Genomic DNA, 23,366 nt, shown 5'->3' on the forward strand with positions numbered 1-23,366 from the left:
GATTCAATTCTCTCGACGGTCTCGAATTTCAGGGGACGTCGCTACGACATGCCGGGGCAGGGTCACGCGTATCCGGGTGCCACGTTGCCGTTCGATGTCGGCCGGGCTGTCGATGGTGATTTGCCCATAATGCTCTTCCACGATGGAATAGACCAGAGCGAGCCCGAGTCCGGTTCCCTCGCCTGGGTCCTTGGTGGTGAAGAACGGTTCGAACAGGCGGTCCATGATGCTCTTGGGTATCCCGCTGCCTTCGTCCTCGACGATCAGGTCGACGGTGTGTTCGCAGACGGCGCTGCGTACTCGCACGGCGCTGCCCGGCGGCGAGGCGTCGCGGGCGTTGGAAAGCAGGTTGATCAGCACCTGCGCCAGGCGTTGCGGGTCGCCTTCGGCCCAGTGGTCGGGGTCACAGAGGTTGAAGAACTGTACTTCGAAATTGCGCCGGTTCAATGCCAGCAGACCAATGGCGTCTTGCGCCACTTCGGCCAGGCATACGGGTTCTTCGCTGTTCTGATGGCTACCACCTGCGTGGGCGAAGCTCATCAGCGACTGGACGATGCGCGAGACACGTTTGGTCTGCTCGAGGATCTGGCTGGACAGCTCGATGATCTCGCCATCGCCTTCGCGTTCTTCACGCAGGTTCTGCGCCAGGCAGGCGATGCCGGTGATCGGGTTGCCGATTTCGTGGGCCACCCCAGCAGCCAGCCGGCCGATGCTGGCCAGGCGCTCGGAATGCACCAGCTTGTCTTCCAGGGCTTGAGTCTCGGTAAGGTCTTCGACCAGCAGCACCAGGCCGCTGTTGCCCGGTGCCAGCGGCTCGTCGATGGCCGCCTTGTGCAGGTTCAACCAGCGCGGCTGGCCATCTAGCGCCAGGCGCTGCTTGTGCAGGTGCTCGTCGGGAACGTTGATGAAGCCTTGCAGCAGGCCGCGCCACGGCTCGCCGATGGTCATCAGGCGTGAGCCGACCACATGCTTGGCGGCGATGCCGGTCAGCTCTTCCATGGCCTTGTTCCACATCAGGATCTCCTGATCCTTGGCCAGCGAGCAGACGCCCATGGGCAGTTCCTGCAAGGTCTGACGGTGGTAGCGGCGCAGGGCATCGAGTTCGGCCGCCAGGCCGGTGAGGCGCGAGTGGTAGTCTTCCAGGCGGCTTTCGATGAAGTGGATGTCTTCGGTGACGTAGTTTTCGTTACCAGATTTGTAAGGCAGGAAGGTCTCGACCATGTCCTGGGCAACGCTCGGCCCCATCAGGCCCGAGAGGTTGGCTTCGATACGGTCGCGCAGGCGGCGCAAGGCATAGGGGCGACGCTCGTCGAATGGCAGGTAAAGGTCACGTAGGGCCTGCTCGACTTCCTTCTGCGCAGCCTTGGCGCCCAGCGGCTTGGCCAACTGTGTGGCGAATTCCTGGGGTGAGGCAGCATGCAGTTCGCGGCGCTGTGGGCGGCGTACATTGTCCACTGCGCAGGCTTCGGCGGCACTGACTTCCTCGCTGCTGGCGTTGGTGAAAAGCGAAATCAGCGTGAACAACAAGACGTTGGCCGCCAGCGAGGCGATGGCCGCCATGTGCCAGCTGGTGTCGTCGAGCACATAGATCATGTCCAGTGACGGAATGTAGAACCCTTGCAGGTTGCCCAGCAGCGGCAGCAGCATGGTCGCCATCCACACTAAGGTCCCGGCCAGCAGCCCTGCGATGAAGCCGCGGCGGTTGGCGGTCGGCCAGTACAGTACCGACAGCACGCCAGGCAGGAACTGCAAGGTGGCGACGAATGCCACGATACCCAGGTTGGCCAGGCTCTGGTGGTTGCTCTGAGTCAGGTAGAAAACGAACCCTGCGGTGATGATCGCCACGATCAGCGCGCGGCGCGTCCATTTCAGCCAGCGATAGATGTTGCCTTCGGCCGGTGGCTGGTACAGCGGCAGCACCAGGTGGTTCAGGGCCATGCCCGAGAGGGCGAGGGTGGTGACGATGATCAGCCCGCTGGCCGATGCCAGCCCGCCTACGTAGGCGAGCAAAGCCAACGCCTGGTTGTTGGCGGCGATACCCAGGCCCAGGGTGAAATACTCGGGGTTGGTGCTGGCGCCCAGGCGCAGGCCTGCCCACAGCACCAGTGGCACTGCCAGGCTCATCAGCAGCAGGAACAACGGCAGGCCCCAGCTGGCGCTGACCAGCGAACGTGGATTGAGGTTTTCGGTGAAGGCCATGTGGTACATGTGCGGCATGACGATGGCCGAGGCAAAGAACACCAGCAGCAAGGTGCGCCAGGGGCCTTCCTGCAATGGGGTGTGCAGCGCCGCCAGGGCCGTCTGGTTCTGCAGCAGCCACACTTCCAACTGATGGGGGCCTCCGAACACTCCATAAAGCGCATACAGGCCGACGCCGCCCAGGGCCAGCAGCTTGATCACCGACTCGAAGGCGATGGCGAACACCAGGCCTTCGTGTTTCTCGCGGGTGGCGATGTGGCGCGAGCCGAAGAAGATGGTGAACAGAACAATCAGTACGCAGAAGGCAAAGGCAACCCGTGCCTTGACGGGTTCCCCGGTGAGGATGCTGATCGAATCGGCCACCGCCTGGATCTGCAGGGCCAGCAGGGGTAGCACGCCTATCAGCATGATGATCGTGGTCAGCGCGCCAGCCCAGGTGCTGCGAAAGCGAAATGCCAACAGGTCAGCCAGCGACGACAATTGGTAGGTGCGGGTGATCTTGAGGATCGGATACAGCAGCACCGGCGCCAGCAGGAAGGCGCCCGAGACCCCCAGGTAGCAGGCGAGGAAGCCGTAGCCATACTGATAGGCCAAGCCTACCGAGCCATAGAAGGCCCAGGCACTGGCGTAGACCCCCAGCGAAAGCGTGTAGGTCAGCGGGTGGCGTATGATCGAACGCGGGATCAGCCCACGCTCGCTGATCCAGGCCACGCCGAACAGCACCATCAGGTACGCGGCGCTGATCAGGATCATCTGGGTCAGGCTAAAGCTCATCGGCATCTCGTTGGCTCTGCAGAATGAAGGTGACGACGATCAGGATCAGCCAGAGCAGGTAGGGGCGGTACCAGGCACCGGTCGGTTCGATCCACCAGTCCATGATGGCCGGGGAGAACAGATAGATCCCCACGACCAGAAGCAGGACCAAACGATAGATGTACATGCTGGCCTCGATGGTTGGGCGCTGCGGGGTTGGCGTTATTATTGGCGCAATTGGCTGGGGGGATGCTAGCGGGAATCCATGGCATTGGCCAAGAGTTTGAATTCGTTCGACTTTTGATTTCGAGAATGTGCCACCTGGGCGCTCTCTTCAACGGTGAACCCGCTCTGAGGGGGTACCTCGCACCTCACAACTGTGCAAGCCCTGCAACAGAGGGTTCACCCGCGAAGGGGCGCATCCGTCTCAATGCAAGTCAGCCTCTGGCACCGTGGCCTTTCGGGCAATTGCCTCTGGCCTCCACTGCTGACGCGCTACCGCCAGCACTTCGGCGGGCGTTGCCAGCAGCAAGTCAGGGGTGGTGTCCTGGCCCAGGGCCCGCAGTGCGCGTAACAGCAATGGCGTCGCATGCTCGGCCTGCAAGGGCGGTGAACGGTACGACTTGCCCAGCTTGTGCCCGTCGGGTTGAACGATCAGGGGAATGTGCAGGTAGCGCGGTTGGGAAAAGCCCAGCAGTTCCTGCAGGTAAAGCTGCCGTGGGGTATTGTCGAGCAGGTCGGCGCCGCGCACGATATCGGTGACGCCTTGCCAGGCATCGTCCAACACCACTGCCAGTTGATAGGCATACAGCCCATCGCGCCGCTGGATCACGAAATCGCCCACCTCCCGCCCCAAATGCTGCTGGAATTCACCCTGCACGCGGTCAGTGAAGCGGTAGAGCAGTTCAGGCACCCGCAGCCGGATCGCCGCCCCTTCGCGGGCATGCCCTGCGTTGCGGCAAAAGCCCGGGTAGATGCCGTCGTAGCCTTCGAGCTGCTTGCGTGAACAGGTACAGGCGTAAGCCAGGCCCATGTTGAACAGGCGCTCTACCACTGCCGCATAAGCCTCGTGGCGTTGGCTCTGGTAAACCACCTCGCCGTCCCAGTGCAGGCCGTAGCGCTCCAGGGTCTGCAGGATGGCATCGCGGGCGCCGGGCATTTCGCGCGGCGGGTCGGTGTCTTCCATGCGCAACAGCCAGCGGCCATCCACCGCACGTGCATCCAGCCAGGAGGCGAGGGCGGCGACCAGCGAGCCGAAGTGCAGAAACCCGCTTGGGGTAGGGGCGAAGCGGCCGATGTATCGGGAGTCTTTCATGGTATTGCCGGGCATATAAATGAAACGGGGCGCAATAAGCGCCCCGTTTGGGTGGTTTGACGATCAGCCTTTGCCGACAGTCTTTTCCTTTTTCTCGGAAATTTCCTTGCAGTCGAAGCACAGGTCGGCAGTAGGGCGGGCTTCAAGGCGGCGCAGGCCGATCTCGATACCGCAGGAGTCACACCAGCCGTACTCTTCGTCCTGAATCTTCTGCAACGTCTTGTCGATCTTCTTGATGAGCTTGCGCTCGCGATCGCGGTTGCGCAGCTCCAGGGCAAACTCTTCTTCCTGGCTGGCCCGGTCGGCCGGGTCCGGGAAGTTCGCAGCTTCGTCCTTCATGTGGTCTACAGTGCGGTCGACACTCTGCATGAGCTCGCCTTTCCAAGCGTTGAGAAGCTTGGTGAAGTGCTTCTTCATGGGCTCACCCATGTACTCCTCGCCCTTGGTCTCTTTATAGGGCTCGACACCGTACATGGTCTGACCGGTTTTTTGCTTTTCTACGGTGGACATGAATAGACCGCCTCTCACTCATCTGATCCAATGCGCAGGCTGCTCCATCTCCGGCACCCGCCGGCCCTGCGACTGCGAGCCGCCGAACTTACCAGATAGATCGGGGGTGCGCTACCCCGGCCCGATCCTAGGTGTTGACAGCGGCACGCGCCGCACGTTCGCTGCCGTGCACAGGTAGAATCAACAGTTTAGCCCCATTTGAGAGAAGGTCATGGCCCACCCTTACAGTGCGCGCAGCCGCGCCATCGAACCCTTCCACGTCATGGCTTTGCTGGCGCGTGCCAACGAGCTGCAAGCGGCCGGGCATGATGTGATCCACTTGGAAATCGGCGAGCCGGATTTCACCACCGCTGCACCGATCGTCGCCGCCGGCCAGGCCGCGCTGGCTGCCGGGCACACTCGCTACACTGCCGCTCGTGGGTTGCCGGCGCTGCGTGAGGCGATCGCCGATTTTTATGGCCAGCGTTACGGCCTGGGTATCGACCCCGAGCGAATTCTGGTCACGCCGGGTGGTTCGGGCGCGTTGCTGCTGGCCAGCAGTCTGCTGGTAGATCCGGGCAAGCACTGGCTGTTGGCCGACCCTGGATACCCGTGCAACCGCCATTTTCTGCGCCTGGTCGAAGGCGGGGCGCAGTTGGTGCCAGTGGGGCCGGAGGTCAATTACCAGCTCACAGCCGACCTGGTCGGACGCTACTGGGACAAGGACAGCGTCGGTGCCTTGGTCGCCTCGCCGGCCAACCCGACTGGCACGGTGCTTGGGCGCGATGAACTGGCTAGCCTGGCCAAGGCAACCCATGAGCGTCATGGCCATTTGGTAGTGGACGAGATCTACCACGGCCTGACCTACGGCATGGATGCGCCGAGCGTACTGGAAGTGGACGACTCGGCGTTCGTTCTCAATAGTTTTTCCAAGTATTTCGGCATGACCGGGTGGCGGCTTGGCTGGCTGGTAGCGCCGCCCGGTGCTGTTGCCGACCTGGAAAAGCTGGCACAAAACCTCTACATCAGTGCCCCGAGCATGGCTCAGCATGCTGCGCTGGCGTGTTTCCAGCCACAAACGTTGGCGATTTTCGAGGAACGCCGGGCTGAATTCGCTCGTCGACGCGACTATCTGTTGCCTGCGTTACGTGAATTGGGCTTTCGCATCGCTGTGGAACCGCAGGGGGCGTTCTACCTGTATGCCGATATCAGCGCCTTCGGCGGTGACGCGTTCGCGTTCTGTCAGCACTTTTTGGAAACCGAACACCTGGCCTTCACGCCGGGCCTGGACTTTGGCCGCCACTTGGCCGGGCACCATGTACGCTTTGCCTACACCCAGAGCCTGCCGCGCCTGGAGCAGGCGGTGGAGCGCATCGCCCGTGGCCTGCGCAGCTGGCAGGGCTAACGGTGCTTTTTCCAAAACTGGAACAAGGGCGCCTGCTGCGCCGCTACAAACGCTTTCTGGCGGACATCGAGTTGGCCAATGGTGAGCAGCTCACCATTCACTGCCCGAACACCGGCTCTATGCTCAACTGCATGCGCGAGGGTGGGCAGGTATGGTTCAGCCGCTCTAATGACCCCAAGCGCAAGCTGCCAGGCACCTGGGAGATCAGCGAAACGCCGCAGGGGCGCCTGGCCTGTATCAATACCGGGCGGGCCAATGCGTTGGTCGAGGAGGCCCTGCGAGCAGGCGTGATTGAGGAGCTTGCCGGTTTCACCGGGCTCAAACGTGAGGTCGCTTATGGTGAAGAACGCAGCCGGGTGGATTTTCGCCTTGAGTTCCCTGCCGGGCCTGCTTATGTCGAGGTCAAAAGCGTAACCCTTGGTTACCCGGACACGGCCGTAGCGGCATTTCCGGATGCCGTGACCCAGCGTGGTGCCAAGCATCTGCGCGAATTGGCGGCCCTGGCCCGTCAAGGCGTTCGGGCCGTGCAGCTGTATTGCGTGAACCTTACCGGTATCGAGGCCGTGCGTCCTGCCGAGGAAATCGACTTTGCCTATGCCCAGGCCCTGCGGGCTGCAGTAGCGGACGGTGTGCACGTGTTGGCCTACGCTGTTCGTCTGGACCGCGAACAAATTGTCATCGACCGCGCTCTGCCGGTGCTGCTCAATTCTTGAGCCAGATGCCCTGGCTGTCTTCATGGCAGCCTAGGGCTTGCAGCACCTCGCCTTCACAGGGGCCTGCCACGCATTCGCCATTTTCCACAAGAAACAGCGCGCCATGATGGGCGCAGCGGATCAGGCTGGCGCTCTCATCCACGAAAGCATCGGGTGCCCAGTTCAGCGGGATGCCGCGATGCGGGCAGCGGTTACGGTACAGGTAAACCTGGCCGTGACGGCGCACGCCCAACAGGTCGATGCCGTCTACGCTGAAAGCGCGGCTGTGGGCCTCGGGCAGGGCTGCGGAAGGACAAAGAAAGTGCATTGCACAAAGGCTCGTGAAACAAAGTGATGGCTTGACGCGCCAATGCGAATAATTATCAAATTCCACTCATTGGCTGCGCCAGCTGTCTATGGTGCGCAGTTCTGCCGCCCGCTACAAGGCCTGCGGCCCGCCTTCAGAAGGAAACCAACGATGCGCCGTCCCGCTGCTTTGCTCGCCCTGTGTGCAGCTTTATTCACTTCTCTCCAGGCTGTGGCCACCGATGTGCCGCAACGCTGGGTGAGTGCTGGCGGTGCGCTGAGTGAGTGGATCTGCGAGCTGGGCGGTGAGTCACGTCTTGTGGGGGTGGATACCACCAGCCAGCACCCCGAGTCGCTCAAGGCGCTGCCCAGCATAGGTTATCAGCGGCAGTTGTCAGCCGAAGGCATTCTCAGCTTGCGCCCGGATGTGCTGGTGGGCACCGACGAGATGGGGCCGCCGCCGGTACTCACGCAGTTGCGTAATGCCGGTGTGCGGGTGGAGCTGTTCACAAGCCAGGCTGAGCTGGCTGCGGTGGATCAGAACCTCACGCACTTGGGCGCGCTGTTGGGCACCGAGCAGAAGGCCGCGCAGCTGTCGGCCAGCTATCGCCAGCAAATGCAGGCGCTGGAGCTGCACGTGGCGCAGGCCAAGCAGCAACGCAAGGCACCGGGCGTGCTGCTGCTGATCGGCCATGCCGGCGCCAAGCCGCTGGTTGCCGGGCAGGGCACGGCAGGGGATTGGGTGCTGCGCCAGGCAGGTGCGCGTAACCTCGCAGAGCACCAGGGCTACAAGAATTTTTCCAGCGAGGCATTGGCGGCGCTCGACCCGGATGTCGTGGTGTTTTCCGACCGCGCGCTGGCCGGCGAGCAGGCGTTGCAGGCCTTGCTGAAGGAGAATCCCGGGTTGGCGGCTTCGCGCGCCGTGCATGAACAGCGCCTGGTGTCGTTCGACCCGACTTTGTTGGTGGGTGGCCTGGGCCCGCGTTTGCCAGGGGCCTTGCAGGCACTGGCCGCGGCGTTCTATCCGGCAAGCAACGCTAAATGAAACAACGGATTGCACCGCGAACACTTCTCACTTGCCTGACATTGCTGTGCCTGCTGGCGGTGTGGTTGTCACTGGCACTAGGGCCGGTCAGCCTGCCATTGGGCGACACCGCCCGCGCCGGTCTGCGTCTGCTGGGCTTGCCCATCGCAGGCGACGGGGTGCAACAGGCCGAGATGATTGTTGGGCAGATTCGCCTTCCGCGTACCTTACTGGGCTTGGCAGTGGGCGCGGTACTGGCGTTATCTGGGGTGGCCATGCAGGGGCTGTTTCGAAACCCTCTGGCCGACCCGGGCCTGGTCGGTGTTGCCTCTGGGGCGGCTATGGGCGCAGCGCTGGCCATCGTCGGTGGCAGCTGGCTGGGTGGTTTGCCAGAGGTAATTGCGCCTTATCTTTTGTCGTTGTGCGCTTTCATCGGTGGGTTAGGCGTGACTGCCCTGGTTTATCGGCTAGGCCGACGTGATGGCCAGACCCATGTTGCCACCATGCTGCTGGCCGGTGTGGCCATGACAGCGCTGGGCGGCGCCGCCGTGGGCCTGCTGTCTTATCTGGCCGATGATGCCACCCTGCGGACCCTGACATTCTGGAACCTGGGCAGCCTCAATGGCGCCAGCTACGCGCGGCTTTGGCCACTGTTGCTGATCGCTGTGGGCGTGGCCGTCTGGCTACCGCGCCGGGCCAAAGCGTTGAATGCCTTGTTGTTGGGCGAGTCGGAGGCGCGCCACCTGGGGGTTGACGTGGAGCGCCTCAAGCGCGAACTGGTGTTCTGTACCGCATTGGGGGTGGGCGCTGGCGTGGCTGCAGCCGGATTGATCGGTTTTATCGGCCTGGTGGTTCCCCACCTGGTGCGCCTGCTGGCTGGGCCCGACCATCGGGTCGTGCTACCCGCGTCATTGCTGGCCGGCGGCATACTCATGCTGTTCGCCGACCTTGCCGCGCGGCTGTTGCTGGCGCCTGCCGAGTTGCCAATCGGTATCGTCACGGCCTTTATTGGTGCGCCGTTCTTTCTGATGCTGTTGATAAGAGGGCGCAGTTGATGCTGCAAGTTCAAGGGCTGCATCTGCGCCGTGGCAGCAATGACGTGCTCCATGACATAGATTTACAACTGAGCCCCGGACAGGTGACGGGCGTTCTTGGCCCCAATGGGGCTGGCAAGAGCAGCTTGCTCGGGGTCTTGTGTGGCGAGTTGGTGCCGCAGCGTGGGCAAGTAACCCTGCAAGGTCGCCCTTTGGCTGACTGGCCAGGGCAGGCGCGTGCCAGGTGCCTGGCAGTACTACCGCAGGCCTCGAGCCTGGGTTTTTCTTTCAAGGTCGAGGAAGTTGTGGCCATGGGCCGCATGCCGCATGACAGCGGGCAACTCCGAGATGCCGAGATCATCGAACATGCGCTGCAGGCAGCGGATGCCGGGCATTTGGTGGGGCGCAGTTACCTGGCGCTGTCGGGCGGCGAACGGCAACGGGTGCATCTGGCAAGAGTGCTGGCCCAGCTTTGGCCGGGGAAGGCGGGCGCTACGTTGCTACTCGATGAGCCCACATCGATGCTCGACCCGCTGCATCAGCACACCACCCTGGAGGCCGTGCGCCGGTTCGCCGATTCCGGCGCCGCTGTGCTGGTGATCCTGCATGACTTGAACCTGGCGGCACGATACTGTGATCGCATCATGCTGCTGCAAGAGGGTCGTAGCCACGCCCTGGCGGCGCCGCAGGCGGTTCTGACGCCGTCGCTGCTCAAAGCCGTGTTTGGTATCGACGTGCTGGTGCAGCCCCATCCTGAACGGGGGCACCCATTGATCATTACCCGCTAGGAGGCAATCCCCGTGGGCTATCCACTGCTGTGCGCTTCAGTACTTTTTCTGAGCTTGGTGCTGGCGGGCTGCCAGGCCAGTTTGCCGCCGTTACCCGCCTGGCAGGGCAGCGAGGGCCTTGATAGCCCTGAACTGGGGCAGATACACGACGTGGCCAGCGGGCAGGTGATCAGCCCTGAGCAGCTCTTAGAAGGCTTGGCCGATGCGCCACGCGTACTGGTCGGGGAGAAGCACGACAGCCCCGATCATCATGCGTTGCAATTATGGTTGTTGCGCGCGCTGCAGCAGCATCGGGCCCAGGGCAGCCTGCTGCTGGAAATGCTGCAACCTGAGCAGCAGAGCAAGGCCGATGCACTCGCCGGGCTTGCGCAACTCCCCCTGGACCTGCCCACAGCACTGGCTTGGGATAAAGGCTGGGACTGGCAGCTTTACGGCCCCATCGTCCGAGAAGCGTTGCAACACCAGGTGCCGCTGTTGGCGGCCAACCTTTCACCTGCGCAACTGCGCGAGGCCTATCGCAACCCGGTGCGCTTGACGGGCACTCTATCCACCGCTCCATCGGTCAGGGCGGCCCTGCGCGAACACGTCAAGCAGGGGCACTGCGGCCTGTTGCCCGATAGCCAGCTCCCGGCGATGCTGGCGGTGCAGCAACAGCGCGATCGGCGTATTGCCGAACGGCTGCTGACGGCGCCGCAGCCTGCATTGCTGCTCGCCGGTGCCTACCATGCGCGCAAGGACCTGGGGGTACCGTTGCACCTCGCCGATCTGGGCGCAAAAGGTGAGAGCAAGGTGCTGCTGCTGGCCGAGGTCGGGGGGCAGGTCGAGCCGGCAATGGCCGATTACGTCTGGTACACCGCGGCGATGCCAGAGCAGGATTACTGCGCCCGGTTCAAATAGATACGCCAGCGGGCCCTGAATCGCAGGCAAAAAAAGACCCGGCAAAGTGCCGGGTCAATAACCGTGATTAGCCTGATGAGGAGATAATCTGAGAGTCCGAACCAAGGCCTCTCAGGTTATCCAACCAGTCTCGCGACCAGTTGTGATAATCATAACGATTCTCATTACGGCGTCAATCCCTTTTCTGCAGTTAATTCCGATTTTTTTGGCAGCTGACTTTTTGCGTCTAGCTGCTGATTGAGGGCTCGCTTGCGTTCGGCTGGCAAATCGTTCCAGTGAATGTCCAGTAAGGCCCCTTCGATTGCGTACAGCAACACCTTGGACGCCCTGAACCCTCGGGTTTTCACCGCTTGGTAGGCACCGACCGCGCCCAGCCGACGCAAGTCCGATGCACTGTGGATACCGGCGGCATGCAACCACTGCGCAGAGGTCTTGCCAAGATTTTTCAAATGCTGCAATTCATCGTTCATCGAGCCTCCTTGCGATGGCTGAACGGGTCGGGGTGGATAAATCGCGAGCAGGTCAGAGAGGAGTGTAGCGGGGGTTGGGAAATACGCGGCGTTTGGCCATCGGGAATATGGGAATGACAAGCGCAGTAGCGAGGGTTGGCGCCTGCTCCGAATAGCCGGAACAGGCGCGGCGTGCCTTTACAGCCCTGGCAGACGCTGGCGAATCTGTTCGATCACCTGGTCCATGCCACTGGATTCCTGAGTGTCGATGCGGGTGCTGTGTTGCTGCTCCTGGGCATTGAGTGGTTCACGGTTCTGCTGCTGAGCCTTGACCACCTCCAGCGTTGCATCGGACGGGTCGCTATTTTGCGCCTGGCGCTGTTGCAGCCAACTGGCGATCACCGCTTCCGGGGCCTGGCAATCGAGGATCAGGAACGGCACGCCCGTCTCGCTGGCCACGCCTGCTGCCGCCTGGCGCTGTTCAGCCTTCAGGTAGGTGGCATCGAGCACGACCGGGAAGCCTGCACGCAGGATCATTGCCGCCAATTCGTGCAGGCGCTGATAGGTCGCTGCACTGGCATCCTGGCCGTAGATGCCAGTGTGAAGCTGGTCGGCATCCTGCTGCTGTTCGCCGAACAGTCGCTTGCGCTCCACGTCCGAGCGTACACGCACTGCACCCAGCGCTTCGACCAGGCGCATGGCCACGTGGCTCTTGCCTACGGCCGACACGCCGTGGGTGATGGCTAGCAGGCGAGAAGGAATGGCGCTGTAGCTTTCTGCCAGGTTGGCGTAGTTGCGGTAGGTGCGCAGGCTGGTGGCGCGCTGCACGCCGTCGGCATTGGCGGGCATGCTGAACAGTGCAATCTTGGCCCGTACCAACGCGCGGTAGGCCTTGTAGAAATTGAGCAGTTGCAGGCCCTCGTAGTCGCCGGTCAGCTCGAGGTACTGGCTGACGAAGCGCCGTGCCAGGCACTTGAGGCCGCGGTCTTCCAGGTCCATGGCCAGAAAGCCGGTATCGGCCCACACGTCGGTCTTGCGGAAGGGCTCATTGAACTCGATGCAGTCGAAAATCACGACCTTGCCATCGATCACGGTTGCGTTGCCCAGATGGATGTCGCCATGGCATTCGCGGATGAAGCCGTTGGCTTTGCGTGAGGCGAACAGCCCTTCGAGGCGTTCGAAGCTGCTGCGCGCCCAGGCTTGCAGGTTGTCCAGTTGCTGCAGGTCGGCCTTGTCGCTCAGAAATGGACGGATCTGCTCGAAGTTCTGCTCGACCGGGGCCATGACGCTTTCTGGCGAGCCATACGGCTGATCGGCCGGTACCCTGGGCGTTTGCAGATGAAACTCGGCGATCTGGCGAGCCATCTGGTCGATATGGCTGGTACCCAGTTCGCCATTGGCCTGCAGGGTGTTGAGCATCTGGCCCTGGGGGAATTGGCGCATCTTCAGCACATATTCGAACGCCTGGCCTTCACCACCGATCTGCGGCGCTTCGACACTACCGGTGATCGGCAGCACTTCGAGGTATAGGCCTTCGGTCATGCGCTGGTTGAGGCGCAATTCTTCATTACAAAAATGCTGGCGCTGGCCCAGGCTGGTGAAGTCGAGGAAGCCGAAATTCATCGGCTTCTTGATCTTGTAGGCGTACTCGCCAGTGAGCAGGACCCAGGAGATGTGCGTCTCGATGAGCTGGAACCCGTCCACGGGGTGAGGGTACAGGGCAGGGTTCTGCAACGCGTTGATCAAGGCTTGGCTCACGGGAAATCCTTCCGGGGGCAGGGAATTCGAAAGCGCCATTATGGTCAATGGTGCCGTCCCTGCATACCGCCAGAGGGCGTCTGCCTACCCTTCATAAAGTGCGTATAATCCGCCGCCATGACTCGAACTCGAAATACTCGCACCCCTCAGAAACGCCCGACCGGCCGCTCACGCGCCTGGCTGGGCTGGGCCTTGAAGCTCAGCCTGGTAGGCCTGGTGATCCTTGCCGGCTTCGCGGTTTACCTCGATGCCGTTGTGCAGGAGAAGTTTTCCGGCAAGCGCTGGACTATCCCGGCCAAGGTTTATGCCCGGCCGTTGGAGCTGTTCACCGGGCAGAAACTGAGCAAAAACGACTTCCTCACCGAGCTCGATGCCCTTGGCTATCGCCGTGAGAGCGCCGCCAACGGCCCGGGCGCAGCAGCGGTCAACGGCAATAGCGTCGACCTCAATACCCGTGGCTTCCAGTTCTACGAGGGTATGGAGCCTGCGCAGTTCGTGCGTGTGCGTTTCTCCGGCGACTATGTGGCAGACCTGACCGGCGCCAATGGCAAGAAGCTCGATGTTGTCCGCCTGGAGCCTCTGATGATCGGGGGTATCTATCCCAAGAACCTCGAGGACCGCATCCTGATCAAGATCGATCAGGTGCCGCCATATTTGCTCGAAACCCTGGTTGCCACCGAAGACCGGGACTTCTACAGCCACTTCGGCGTATCGCCCAAATCCATTGCCCGGGCCATGTGGGTGAACACCTCGTCCGGCTCCATGCGCCAGGGCGGCAGTACCCTGACCCAGCAGTTGGTGAAGAACTTCTACCTGACCAGCGAGCGTAGCCTGACCCGTAAGCTCACCGAAGCAATGATGGCCGTGCTGCTGGAGCTGCATTACGACAAGCGTGAAATCCTCGAGGCGTACCTCAACGAAGTGTTCGTCGGCCAGGATGGCCAGCGTGCGGTGCATGGTTTCGGCCTAGCCAGCCAGTTCTTCTTCAGCCAGCCGCTGTCGGAGCTGAAGCTGCATCAGATCGCCTTGCTGGTGGGCATGGTCAAGGGCCCGTCGTACTACAACCCGCGTCGTTATCCTGAGCGTGCCCTAGCCCGGCGTAACCTGGTTCTGGACCTCGTGGCCGAGCAAGGCGTAGCCAGCCAGGCAGAAGTCGATGCGGCGAAGAAGATGCCTTTGGGCGTGACCAAGCGCGGTAGCCTTGCCGACAGCTCGTTCCCTGCTTTCCTCGACCTGGTCAAGCGCCAGCTGCGCCAGGATTATCGCGACGAAGACTTGACTGAAGAAGGCTTGCGGATTTTCACCAGTTTCGATCCGATCCTGCAGATGAAAGCCGAAGCTTCCATGGCCGAAACCTTCAAGCGCATTGGTGGGCGCAAAGGCGCTGACGAAGTAGAGTCGGCGATGGTTGTGACCAACCCGGAGACCGGTGAGGTGCAAGCCCTGATCGGCAGCCGCCAATCCGGCTATGCTGGCTTCAACCGAGCCATCGATGCTGTGCGGCCCATTGGCTCGCTGGTCAAACCGGCCGTCTACCTGACCGCCTTGGAACAGCCAAGCAAATACACCCTGACCACTTGGGTGCAAGACGAGCCGTTCTCGGTCAAAGGCGCCGACGGCCAAGTGTGGCGCCCGCAGAACTACGACCGGCGCTCGCACGGTACGATCTACCTGTACCAGGGCCTGGCCAACTCTCTTAACCTGTCGACCGCCAAGCTTGGCCTTGAAGTGGGCGTGCCCAATGTCATCAAGACAATCGGCCGCCTCGGCGTCAAGGTCGACTGGCCGGCATTCCCTGCCATGTTGCTGGGGGCTGGCGGCATGTCGCCGATGCAAGTTGCGACCATGTACCAGACCATCGCCAACGGTGGCTTCAATACCCCGATGCGTGGTATCCGCAGCGTGCTTACTGCCGAAGGCGAGCCGCTAAAGCGCTACCCGTTCCAGATCCAGCAGACCTTCGACCCAGGCTCCATCTACCTGGTGCAGAACGCCATGCAGCGGGTAATGCGTGAGGGTACTGGTCGCTCGGTCTACAACGTGTTGCCAAGCTCTCTGACCCTGGCCGGCAAGACCGGTACCAGTAACGATTCGCGCGACAGCTGGTTCTCTGGTTTCAGCCAGGATCTGCTAGCAGTGGTGTGGATGGGGCGCGACGATAACGGCAAAACCCCATTTACCGGTGCAACTGGCGCCTTGCAGGTCTGGACCAGCTTTATGAAGAAGGCCGACCCGCTGCCACTGGACATGCCTCAACCAGACAACATCGTGCAGGCGTGGATCGATCCTTATAGCGGCAAAGGTTCAGACAGCAGCTGTCCGGGCGCTGTGCAGATGCCGTATATTCGCGGCAGCGAACCGCCTGCCGGAGCAACCTGCGGTGGTGAGCAGAATCCGGCAGAATCGGTCATGGACTGGGTCAAGGGCTGGATGAACTGAGCCCTGAGCAGCATTGATGAGGTGTGAATTTGAATAAGTGGCTGTTTCCTGCCGTGACGGCGCTGGTGGTGCTGCAGGGCTGTTCGACCGTGCAGCGTGGCAACATCCCGGTTGTGGACTCGAGCACCCGGGTGTCCAATAGTGAGCGTGTGCAGGCCAATCGCTCGCCTGCCGGCATGAGCAATGGCACCGCGCAGGCGCAGTCGCTGCCGGAGGACTCCGGGGTGACCGTGATGATCCCGCAAGGTGCAGGCGCCGCAGGTATCCAGACCTTCCCGGCAGCCAGCGGTGGGGCGCCGATCAGCACGGGCCCGATCACTCCAGGCCCCGTGACGTCGGGGCCGCAGACTACCAACCCTAACCCGATCGCCGACGAACCGTTCGATATCGCCTCGATGAACAGCGCTGCAGCTGCATCCAGTGCCCCGACCGGCATCCCCCGCAGCAGCGCGCCATCTGGTGGTCTATCGGCCGACGAGCAACTGGATGGTCCGGTGCTGGCGTTGTTGACAACCGCCCAGTCGCAGCAGGGCAGTGGTGACTACAACGGTGCAGCGTCCAGCCTTGAGCGTGCCCAGCGCATTGCCCCACGTGAGCCGCAGGTGCTTTACCGTCTGGCTCAGGTGCGCCTGTCCCAAGGCGATGCGCCTCAAGCCGAGCAACTGGCTCGCCGGGCCCTGACCTACGCCAACGGTCGCCCGGATCTGCAAGCCGAGCTATGGAACACCATTGCCCAAGCGCGCGAAAAACAGGGTGATAGTGCCGGCGCTGCGCTGGCACGACAGAAAGCGCGGACCAATTCATGATGGTCGAGCAACGCATTCTCGATATCGCCGACCATCTGTTGCTCATCGAGCGTGAGCTGCAGGTGCAGGGCTGGTGGGATGACGAGCCGCCAAGCGATGAAGCGCTGGCCAGCACTATACCCTTCGCGGTGGATACGCTCAGTTTCGAGCAGTGGTTGCAATGGATCTTCCTGCCGCGCATGAAGATCATCATCGAGCTTGGGCAGCCGTTGCCAAATGCTTCCAGCATTCTGGTAATGGCTGAAACCGTGTTCACCGATCGTCCTGAAGAAAGTCGCGAGCTGCGCCGACTGTTGGCAGCATTCGATCGATTGATCGCTGCTTGAGCCTGATTTCTTCAGTTTTTCCTTCAAGGGCCGCAGATTGTGGCCCTTTTTTATTAAAATCTTATTTTTTCTGCTGCTGAGTCGGTTTTTCGTGGTGGCTGTAATTCAACTTGGGGGAAAATTGGCAATAATTTTTCTTGACTTGTAGGCGCCAAATCACAAGAATCCAGATTCCGCTTTAGAGGGACTGCCAGAAGCAGACCCGCTAAGCAGATCATGAGGCGCATACCCGCGCCGCCTGCTACACCCCGCAACGCGTTACCTCGCGCTGGGTGGGAAACCCCCGCAACACTCTGGGGGGCTCCCAATACTTGCTCAGTCAGTGCTGACGTTCGCTCATGCTCTGCTTGGCAGTAAACCTATTAAGACCCGTCCACAGAGGGGCGGTATTCTGGCGTTTTAGAGGTGATCAACGTGGAGCTTTTATCCGGCGCTGAAATGGTCGTCCGCTTCTTGCGTGACGAAGGCGTTAAGCACATCTACGGGTACCCTGGTGGTGCTCTCCTTCATGTTTACGACGCACTGTTCAAAGAACCGGAAGTGGAACACATCCTGGTTCGTCACGAGCAGGCGGCAACCCATATGGCGGACGGCTACGCCCGCGCCACCGGCAAGGCCGGTGTGGTGCTGGTAACCTCCGGCCCGGGCGCGACCAATGCCATCACCGGCATTGCCACTGCCTATATGGATTCGATCCCGATGGTCATCCTGTCCGGCCAGGTGCCCAGCACCATGGTGGGGACCGATGCCTTCCAGGAAACCGACATGATCGGTATCTCGCGGCCGATCGTGAAGCACAGCTTCATGATCAAGAACCCCACCGAGATCCCTGAGGTACTCAAGAAAGCGTTCTACCTGGCGCAATCCGGCCGCCCAGGCCCGGTCGTGGTCGACATTCCAAAAGATATGACCAACCCGGCCGAGAAGTTCGAGTACGTCTATCCGAAGAAGGTCAAGCTGCGTTCCTACAGCCCGGCTGTACGTGGCCACTCTGGTCAGATCCGCAAGGCTGCCGAAATGCTCTTGGCTGCCAAGCGCCCGATCGTCTATGCCGGTGGTGGTGTGATTTTGGGTGGTGGCTCCGAAGCGCTGACCGAAATCGCCAAGTCGCTGAACCTGCCCGTAACCAACACCCTGATGGGGCTGGGTGGCTTCCCGGGTACTGATCGCCAGTTCCTCGGCATGCTTGGCATGCACGGCAGCTTCACTGCCAACATGGCCATGCACAACGCCGATGTGATCTTCGCCGTCGGTGCGCGCTTCGATGACCGCGTGGTCAACGGCCCGGCCAAGTTCTGCCCGAACGCCAAGATCATCCATGTCGATATCGACCCAGCGTCGATTTCCAAGATGATCAAGGCCGACGTGCCGATCGTAGGCCCGGTCGACAGCGTGCTCAGCGAAATGCTCGGCATCCTCAAGGAAATCGGTGGCCAGCCTGAGAAGGCGGCATTGGATGCCTGGTGGAAGCAGATCGACGAATGGCGTGGCAATGGCGAACTGTTCCCTTACGACAAGGGCGACGGTAACGTCATCAAGCCGCAGAAAGTCATCGAGACGCTGTGCGAAGTGACCAATGGTGATGCTTTCATCACCTCCGACGTTGGCCAGCATCAGATGTTCGCGGCGCAGTATTACCGCTTCAACAAACCAAACCGCTGGATCAACTCCGGTGGCCTGGGCACCATGGGCTTCGGCTTCCCTGCGGCAATGGGCATCAAGCTCAACTTCCCGGACCAGGACGTGGCCTGCGTGACCGGCGAGGGCAGTATCCAGATGAACATCCAGGAGCTGTCCACCTGCATGCAGTACGGCCTGCCGGTGAAGATCGTCAACATGAACAACGGTGTACTGGGCATGGTCCGCCAGTGGCAGGACATGGCCTACAACGGTCGTCACTCGCACTCGTACGTCGAGTCGCTGCCTGACTTCATCAAGCTGGCCGAGGCCTATGGCCACGTCGGCATCCGCATCACCAGCCTCAAGGACCTCAAGCCGAAGCTTGAAGAAGCGTTTGCGATGAAGGACCGCCTGGTGTTCATCGACATCGCGGTGGACCGCAGCGAGCACGTCTATCCGATGCAGATCAAGGATGGCTCGATGCGTGACATGTGGCTGAGCAAGACGGAGCGTACCTGATATGCGGCATATCATCTCTCTGCTGCTGGAAAACGAACCCGGTGCTCTGTCCCGTGTGGTCGGCCTGTTCTCCCAGCGCAACTACAACATTGAAAGCCTGACCGTGGCGCCGACCGAAGACCCGACTTTGTCGCGTCTGACGCTGACCACCGTTGGCCATGACGAGGTGATCGAGCAAATCACCAAGAACCTGAACAAGCTGGTCGAAGTGGTGAAACTTGTCGACCTGTCGGAGAGCGCTCACATCGAGCGTGAACTGATGCTGGTCAAGGTCAAGGCCACCGGTGCCCAGCGCGCCGAGATCAAGCGCACCACGGATATCTTCCGTGGCCAGATCGTCGATGTGACTGCCAGTGTGTACACCGTGCAACTGAGCGGCACCAGCGACAAGCTGGACAGCTTCATCCAGGCCATCGGCACCGCATCGATTCTCGAAACCGTGCGCAGCGGCGTTACCGGCATTGCCCGTGGCGACAAAGTGCTCAGCATCTGAATTCATAAATTAGCGATGGCTCCGCAGGGGGCCGAGATATAACCAGGGGTATTTTCATGAAAGTTTTCTACGATAAAGACTGCGACCTTTCCATCATCCAGGGTAAGAAAGTCGCCATCATCGGTTACGGCTCGCAAGGCCACGCTCAGGCTTGCAACCTGAAAGACTCCGGTGTTGATGTCACTATCGGTCTGCGTAAAGGCTCGGCCACCGTTGCCAAGGCAGAAGCCCACGGCCTGAAAGTGACCGACGTTGCCTCCGCCGTCGCTGCTGCAGACCTGGTCATGATCCTGACCCCGGACGAGTTCCAGGGCCAGCTGTACAAGCAGGAAATCGAGCCGAACATCAAGAAGGGCGCTACCCTGGCCTTCTCCCACGGCTTCGCCATCCACTACAACCAGGTTGTGCCGCGTGCTGACCTCGACGTGATCATGATCGCGCCGAAGGCTCCGGGCCACACCGTTCGCTCCGAGTTCGTCAAAGGCGGCGGTATTCCTGATCTGATCGCCATCTACCAGGACGCCTCGGGCAACGCCAAGAACGTGGCTCTGTCGTACGCTTCGGGTGTGGGCGGCGGCCGTACCGGCATCATCGAAACCACCTTCAAGGACGAGACTGAAACCGACCTGTTCGGTGAGCAGGCTGTACTGTGCGGCGGTACCGTCGAACTGGTCAAAGCCGGTTTCGAAACCCTGGTCGAAGCTGGCTACGCGCCAGAGATGGCCTACTTCGAGTGCCTGCACGAGCTGAAGCTGATCGTTGACCTCATGTACGAAGGCGGCATCGCCAACATGAACTACTCGATCTCCAACAACGCCGAGTACGGTGAATACGTCACCGGTCCAGAAGTCATCAACGAAGAATCCCGCAAGGCCATGCGCAATGCTCTCAAGCGCATCCAGGACGGCGAGTACGCGAAGATGTTCATCTCCGAAGGCGCTACCAACTACCCATCGATGACCGCCAAGCGCCGCAACAACGCCGCTCACGGCATCGAAATCATCGGCGAGCAACTGCGTTCGATGATGCCGTGGATCTCGGCCAACAAAATCGTCGACAAGACCAAGAACTAAGTCTTATCGAAAGATGAAAAACGCGGCTTCGGCCGCGTTTTTTCGTTCTGGCAGTCAGCTTCTGGTATAAAGCAGACCAGTGGCTCGCTGTCAGAACCTGTTTCGCGGGCCCGTGTCGAACATTTTCCATCCTGTTGCAAGGTACCCTCCATGAGCGAACGTCCCGAAGAGCCGAACAAGCCCTCCGACGCCGAAAGCCTGCTACCTGTCGATGAGCACGTTGAAGAAGGGCATGACGCCGAAGGGCGCAAGGTGCGCCATCGCGGCATCTATCTGCTGCCCAATCTGTTCACCACCGCCAACCTGTTTGCCGGTTTTTATTCCATCATCAGCTCGATGAGTGCGCAAAGCGCTGGCGACCCCCGCGAGGCGAGCAAATACTTCGCCATCGCCGCCATCGCTATCTTCGTAGCCATGGTGCTCGACGGCCTCGACGGCCGCGTGGCACGGATGACCAATACCCAGAGCGCCTTCGGCGCCGAATATGACTCGCTGTCGGATATGGTTGCCTTCGGCGTGGCCCCGGCCTTGCTGGCCTTTGGTTGGGCGCTGGCTGACATGGGCAAGATCGGCTGGATGGTTGCCTTCATCTATGTGGCCGGTGCCGCGCTGCGTCTGGCGCGTTTCAATACCCAGGTCGGCACTGCCGACAAGCGCTACTTCATCGGCCTTGCCAGCCCAGCTGCCGCAGGCGTCGTTGCCGGTACCGTTTGGGCGTTCAGTGACTTCGGCATCCAGGGCTCCAAGCTATCGTTCCTGGTGGCCTTGCTGGTTGCTGCTGCCGGTATGTTGATGGTCAGCAACATCAAGTACAACAGCTTCAAGGAGCTGGACCTCAAGGGGCGCGTGCCTTTCGTGGCGATTCTTGCGGTGGTGCTGGTGTTTGCCGTGGTATTCAGCGACCCGCCGCGCATCCTGCTGCTGATCTTCCTTGCTTACGCGGCGTCGGGCCCTATCCAGTTTCTGCTGCGCGGTCGTCGGCGCAAGGCGTGATAATTATTTAATGCTGGAATAACCCTCCGGCTCCATAGTCTTACTGGTACATCCGTCATCCAGTGCTGTGGAGCCGACCATGCTCATCAAGCTTCCAAGGTCTTCAGACTGCAAGGCAGCCGAGATCACCCCCGAAGGCATTTACCTTTCCCGTCGTAGATTGCTCGGTGGCTCCTTAGCCGGCCTTGCCCTGGGCGCTTTGCCTGGGGCGGCGCGCGCCGCTGAGGCGTCGCGCTATGCCGATGCTGCGCCCGGTAATGCGCCTGCCTGGTTCACCGAAAAGCTCGGCACTGCTCATTGGCAGGCCGTTACGGCCGATGGCGAGGCGATCACCCCTTTCAAAGATGCTACGCATTACAACAATTTCTATGAGTTCGGGCCTGACAAGGGTGACCCGGCCGCCAATGGCGACAGCCTGAAAACCGAGCCTTGGTCGGTCGTTGTGGATGGCGAGGTGGGCAAGCCGGGGCGCTATGCCTTGGAAGACTTCGTCAAACCGTACCAGCTTGAAGAGCGTATCTACCGGCTGCGCTGCGTTGAGGCGTGGTCGATGGTCATACCGTGGTTGGGCTTCCCTTTGGCGCAGGTGCTCAAGCAGGTCGAGCCGAATTCGAAAGCGCGCTACGTGCGCTTCGAGACACTGAAGGATCCGCAACATATGCCTGGGCAACGTTCAGGCTTTGCCTTGATCGACTGGCCGTACAGAGAGGGATTGCGCTTGGATGAAGCCATGCATCCCTTGGCGATTCTAGCGGTCGGGATGTATGGACGTGAGCTGCCCAACCAGAATGGCGCGCCCTTGCGTCTGGTGGTGCCATGGAAGTACGGCTTCAAGAGCATAAAGTCGATCGTGCGCATCAGCCTTGTGGCCGAGCAGCCGGGGACTACCTGGCAGGGGCTGGCACCGGATGAGTATGGCTTCTACGCCAACGTCAACCCAACCGTCGACCATCCACGTTGGACCCAGGCCCGCGAGCGGCGCTTGCCCAGCGGGCTGTTCAGTCCCAATGTGCGAGATACCCAGATGTTCAATGGCTATGCCGATGACGTGGCGTCGCTGTATACCGGGCTGGACCTGCGGAAGAATTATTGATGCGCTACCCATTGTTTCGCTTGGGCATCTTCATCGTGGGGTGCCTGTTTCCTGCTTGGTGGTTGTACGCGGCGGTGATGAACCTGCTGGGGCCGGATCCTGGGAAAATCCTGATGGATCGGCTGGGGTTGGGGGCGCTTGTCTTCCTGCTGGTCACCTTGAGCATGACGCCGTTACAGAAGCTGACAGGCTGGTCGGGGTGGATCGTGGTTCGGCGGCAACTGGGGTTGTGGGTCTTTGCCTATATCTTGCTGCATGTCCTGGCCTACCTGTTTTTCATCCTAGGGTTGGATTGGGCGCAGTTGGCGGTAGAGCTGCGCAAGCGGCCATACATTATCGTCGGTGCGCTCGGCTTTCTCGTTTTGCTGGTGCTGGCGGTAACCTCGAACCGGTATAGCCAGCGGCGATTGGGGGCAAGATGGAAGAAGCTGCACAGGCTGGTATATGGGGTGCTCGGTTTGGGGTTGCTGCATTTCCTGTGGATCGTGCGTTCAGACCTGAGGGAGTGGGCAATCTATGCATTTATTGGTGTGGTGTTGATGGTATTACGGGTGCCCACGGTTTCGCGCTGGCTCCCCAGGGTTGCTCGGCGGCAGGGAAGGGCGGTTTGAGGTTTGAGAGGGCCTAATGCTCTGCATGTGGAATATTTCAAATTAATGAAATTAAAGGTTGACGTGCTTTCGAATCCCCTTATAATGCGCCCCACTTCCAGCGACATCGGAACGAAAAACTCCTTGAGATTCAACGAGTTAATTAGTTCGGGCGAAGTTGGAAGCGCTTCGGTCGACTGATCGATAGCGGTGGAGATGAAGGTTGACAGCGGTTTTAAACGCTGTATGATTCGCCTCCCGCTACGAGAGATCGCAGCGAGTCAAGTGTTTGAAGCTAAACGAGT

General features: G+C 60.9%; 22 protein-coding genes. 15 read left to right on the forward strand and 7 right to left on the reverse strand.

All coding sequences use genetic code 11. The features are described from left to right. Positions 1 to 3: 3 nt before the first annotated feature. The 4 genes from J5M56_RS14315 to dksA all read right to left on the reverse strand — a co-directional run bounded on the left by J5M56_RS14315 (position 4) and on the right by dksA (position 4,777). Positions 4 to 2,979 carry a sensor histidine kinase gene (locus tag J5M56_RS14315; protein ID WP_207937188.1) on the reverse strand — a complete coding sequence of 992 codons (2,976 nt, stop codon included), beginning with the start codon at positions 2,977 to 2,979 and terminating at the stop codon, positions 4 to 6. Then, positions 2,963 to 3,139, reverse strand: coding sequence for a hypothetical protein (locus tag J5M56_RS14320; RefSeq protein ID WP_003250005.1), 177 nt, complete (start codon positions 3,137 to 3,139; stop codon positions 2,963 to 2,965). The genes J5M56_RS14315 and J5M56_RS14320 overlap by 17 nt, the downstream gene beginning before the upstream one ends. Before the next feature lie 240 nt (positions 3,140 to 3,379). After that, a complete protein-coding gene (gene gluQRS, locus J5M56_RS14325; protein ID WP_186478841.1) occupies positions 3,380 to 4,267 on the reverse strand; it encodes a tRNA glutamyl-Q(34) synthetase GluQRS in 888 nt (295 codons plus the stop codon). Between the two features lie 63 nt (positions 4,268 to 4,330). Continuing rightward, positions 4,331 to 4,777, reverse strand: a complete 447-nt coding sequence (gene dksA, locus J5M56_RS14330; protein ID WP_060478620.1) for an RNA polymerase-binding protein DksA — start codon at positions 4,775 to 4,777, stop codon at positions 4,331 to 4,333. A gap of 211 nt (positions 4,778 to 4,988) precedes the next feature. Here dksA and J5M56_RS14335 point away from each other — a divergent pair, with 211 nt between their 5' ends. Beyond that, positions 4,989 to 6,161, forward strand: coding sequence for a pyridoxal phosphate-dependent aminotransferase (locus tag J5M56_RS14335; protein ID WP_060478619.1), 1,173 nt, complete (start codon positions 4,989 to 4,991; stop codon positions 6,159 to 6,161). A gap of 2 nt (positions 6,162 to 6,163) precedes the next feature. Beyond that, on the forward strand, positions 6,164 to 6,874 hold the full coding sequence (gene sfsA / locus J5M56_RS14340; RefSeq protein ID WP_186478840.1) for a DNA/RNA nuclease SfsA: 711 nt from the start codon (positions 6,164 to 6,166) through the stop codon (positions 6,872 to 6,874). Here sfsA and J5M56_RS14345 read toward each other — a convergent pair. After that, on the reverse strand, positions 6,864 to 7,181 hold the full coding sequence (locus J5M56_RS14345; protein WP_060478617.1) for a Rieske 2Fe-2S domain-containing protein: 318 nt from the start codon (positions 7,179 to 7,181) through the stop codon (positions 6,864 to 6,866). The genes sfsA and J5M56_RS14345 overlap by 11 nt on opposite strands. A 150-nt stretch (positions 7,182 to 7,331) precedes the next feature. Between J5M56_RS14345 and J5M56_RS14350 the strand changes: the two genes are divergently transcribed. The 4 genes from J5M56_RS14350 to J5M56_RS14365 are packed head-to-tail and all read left to right on the forward strand — an operon-like array spanning position 7,332 to position 10,902. Continuing rightward, positions 7,332 to 8,204 (forward strand): ABC transporter substrate-binding protein, encoded by an 873-nt coding sequence (locus J5M56_RS14350; RefSeq protein ID WP_186478839.1) that lies wholly within the window; start codon positions 7,332 to 7,334, stop codon positions 8,202 to 8,204. A gap of 50 nt (positions 8,205 to 8,254) precedes the next feature. Then, positions 8,255 to 9,238, forward strand: coding sequence for an iron ABC transporter permease (locus J5M56_RS14355; RefSeq protein WP_186478875.1), 984 nt, complete (start codon positions 8,255 to 8,257; stop codon positions 9,236 to 9,238). Beyond that, positions 9,238 to 10,005, forward strand: coding sequence for a heme ABC transporter ATP-binding protein (locus J5M56_RS14360; RefSeq protein WP_060478614.1), 768 nt, complete (start codon positions 9,238 to 9,240; stop codon positions 10,003 to 10,005). The genes J5M56_RS14355 and J5M56_RS14360 overlap by 1 nt, the downstream gene beginning before the upstream one ends. 12 nt (positions 10,006 to 10,017) lie before the next feature. Further along, on the forward strand, positions 10,018 to 10,902 hold the full coding sequence (locus tag J5M56_RS14365; RefSeq protein ID WP_207937189.1) for a ChaN family lipoprotein: 885 nt from the start codon (positions 10,018 to 10,020) through the stop codon (positions 10,900 to 10,902). 164 nt (positions 10,903 to 11,066) lie between these two features. On the opposite strand, the gene J5M56_RS14370 is transcribed toward J5M56_RS14365, so the two are convergent. Beyond that, positions 11,067 to 11,372 (reverse strand): TfoX/Sxy family protein, encoded by a 306-nt coding sequence (locus tag J5M56_RS14370; RefSeq protein ID WP_207937190.1) that lies wholly within the window; start codon positions 11,370 to 11,372, stop codon positions 11,067 to 11,069. A 177-nt stretch (positions 11,373 to 11,549) separates the two neighbouring features. Beyond that, positions 11,550 to 13,109, reverse strand: coding sequence for a bifunctional aminoglycoside phosphotransferase/ATP-binding protein (locus J5M56_RS14375; RefSeq protein WP_207937191.1), 1,560 nt, complete (start codon positions 13,107 to 13,109; stop codon positions 11,550 to 11,552). A gap of 117 nt (positions 13,110 to 13,226) precedes the next feature. Here J5M56_RS14375 and mrcB point away from each other — a divergent pair, with 117 nt between their 5' ends. The 9 genes from mrcB to msrQ all read left to right on the forward strand — a co-directional run bounded on the left by mrcB (position 13,227) and on the right by msrQ (position 23,082). Continuing rightward, positions 13,227 to 15,548, forward strand: coding sequence for a penicillin-binding protein 1B (mrcB, locus tag J5M56_RS14380; protein ID WP_060478610.1), 2,322 nt, complete (start codon positions 13,227 to 13,229; stop codon positions 15,546 to 15,548). Between the two features lie 29 nt (positions 15,549 to 15,577). Next, positions 15,578 to 16,354: a tetratricopeptide repeat protein gene (locus tag J5M56_RS14385; RefSeq protein ID WP_186478835.1), complete on the forward strand. Its 777-nt coding sequence runs from the start codon at positions 15,578 to 15,580 to the stop codon at positions 16,352 to 16,354. Then, a complete protein-coding gene (locus J5M56_RS14390; protein ID WP_060478655.1) occupies positions 16,354 to 16,680 on the forward strand; it encodes a YqcC family protein in 327 nt (108 codons plus the stop codon). The genes J5M56_RS14385 and J5M56_RS14390 overlap by 1 nt, the downstream gene beginning before the upstream one ends. Before the next feature lie 414 nt (positions 16,681 to 17,094). Further along, complete coding sequence (locus tag J5M56_RS14395; protein ID WP_060478654.1) at positions 17,095 to 18,819, forward strand: acetolactate synthase 3 large subunit; 1,725 nt, start codon at positions 17,095 to 17,097, stop codon at positions 18,817 to 18,819. A 1-nt stretch (position 18,820) separates the two neighbouring features. Then, positions 18,821 to 19,312, forward strand: coding sequence for an acetolactate synthase small subunit (gene ilvN, locus J5M56_RS14400; RefSeq protein ID WP_003250040.1), 492 nt, complete (start codon positions 18,821 to 18,823; stop codon positions 19,310 to 19,312). Between the two features lie 56 nt (positions 19,313 to 19,368). Then, complete coding sequence (ilvC, locus tag J5M56_RS14405; RefSeq protein ID WP_054885606.1) at positions 19,369 to 20,385, forward strand: ketol-acid reductoisomerase; 1,017 nt, start codon at positions 19,369 to 19,371, stop codon at positions 20,383 to 20,385. A gap of 150 nt (positions 20,386 to 20,535) precedes the next feature. Next, positions 20,536 to 21,378 carry a CDP-diacylglycerol--serine O-phosphatidyltransferase gene (gene pssA, locus J5M56_RS14410; protein WP_060478608.1) on the forward strand — a complete coding sequence of 281 codons (843 nt, stop codon included), beginning with the start codon at positions 20,536 to 20,538 and terminating at the stop codon, positions 21,376 to 21,378. 79 nt (positions 21,379 to 21,457) lie between these two features. Beyond that, positions 21,458 to 22,471, forward strand: coding sequence for a protein-methionine-sulfoxide reductase catalytic subunit MsrP (gene msrP / locus J5M56_RS14415; RefSeq protein WP_207937192.1), 1,014 nt, complete (start codon positions 21,458 to 21,460; stop codon positions 22,469 to 22,471). Then, positions 22,471 to 23,082, forward strand: coding sequence for a protein-methionine-sulfoxide reductase heme-binding subunit MsrQ (msrQ, locus tag J5M56_RS14420; RefSeq protein ID WP_186478833.1), 612 nt, complete (start codon positions 22,471 to 22,473; stop codon positions 23,080 to 23,082). Before msrP ends, msrQ begins: the two co-directional genes overlap by 1 nt. The last annotated feature ends 284 nt before the right edge of the window (positions 23,083 to 23,366 follow it).

Origin of the sequence: Pseudomonas sp. 51_B (assembly GCF_017491595.1) — a bacterium.
GTDB lineage: Bacteria > Pseudomonadota > Gammaproteobacteria > Pseudomonadales > Pseudomonadaceae > Aquipseudomonas > Aquipseudomonas promysalinigenes.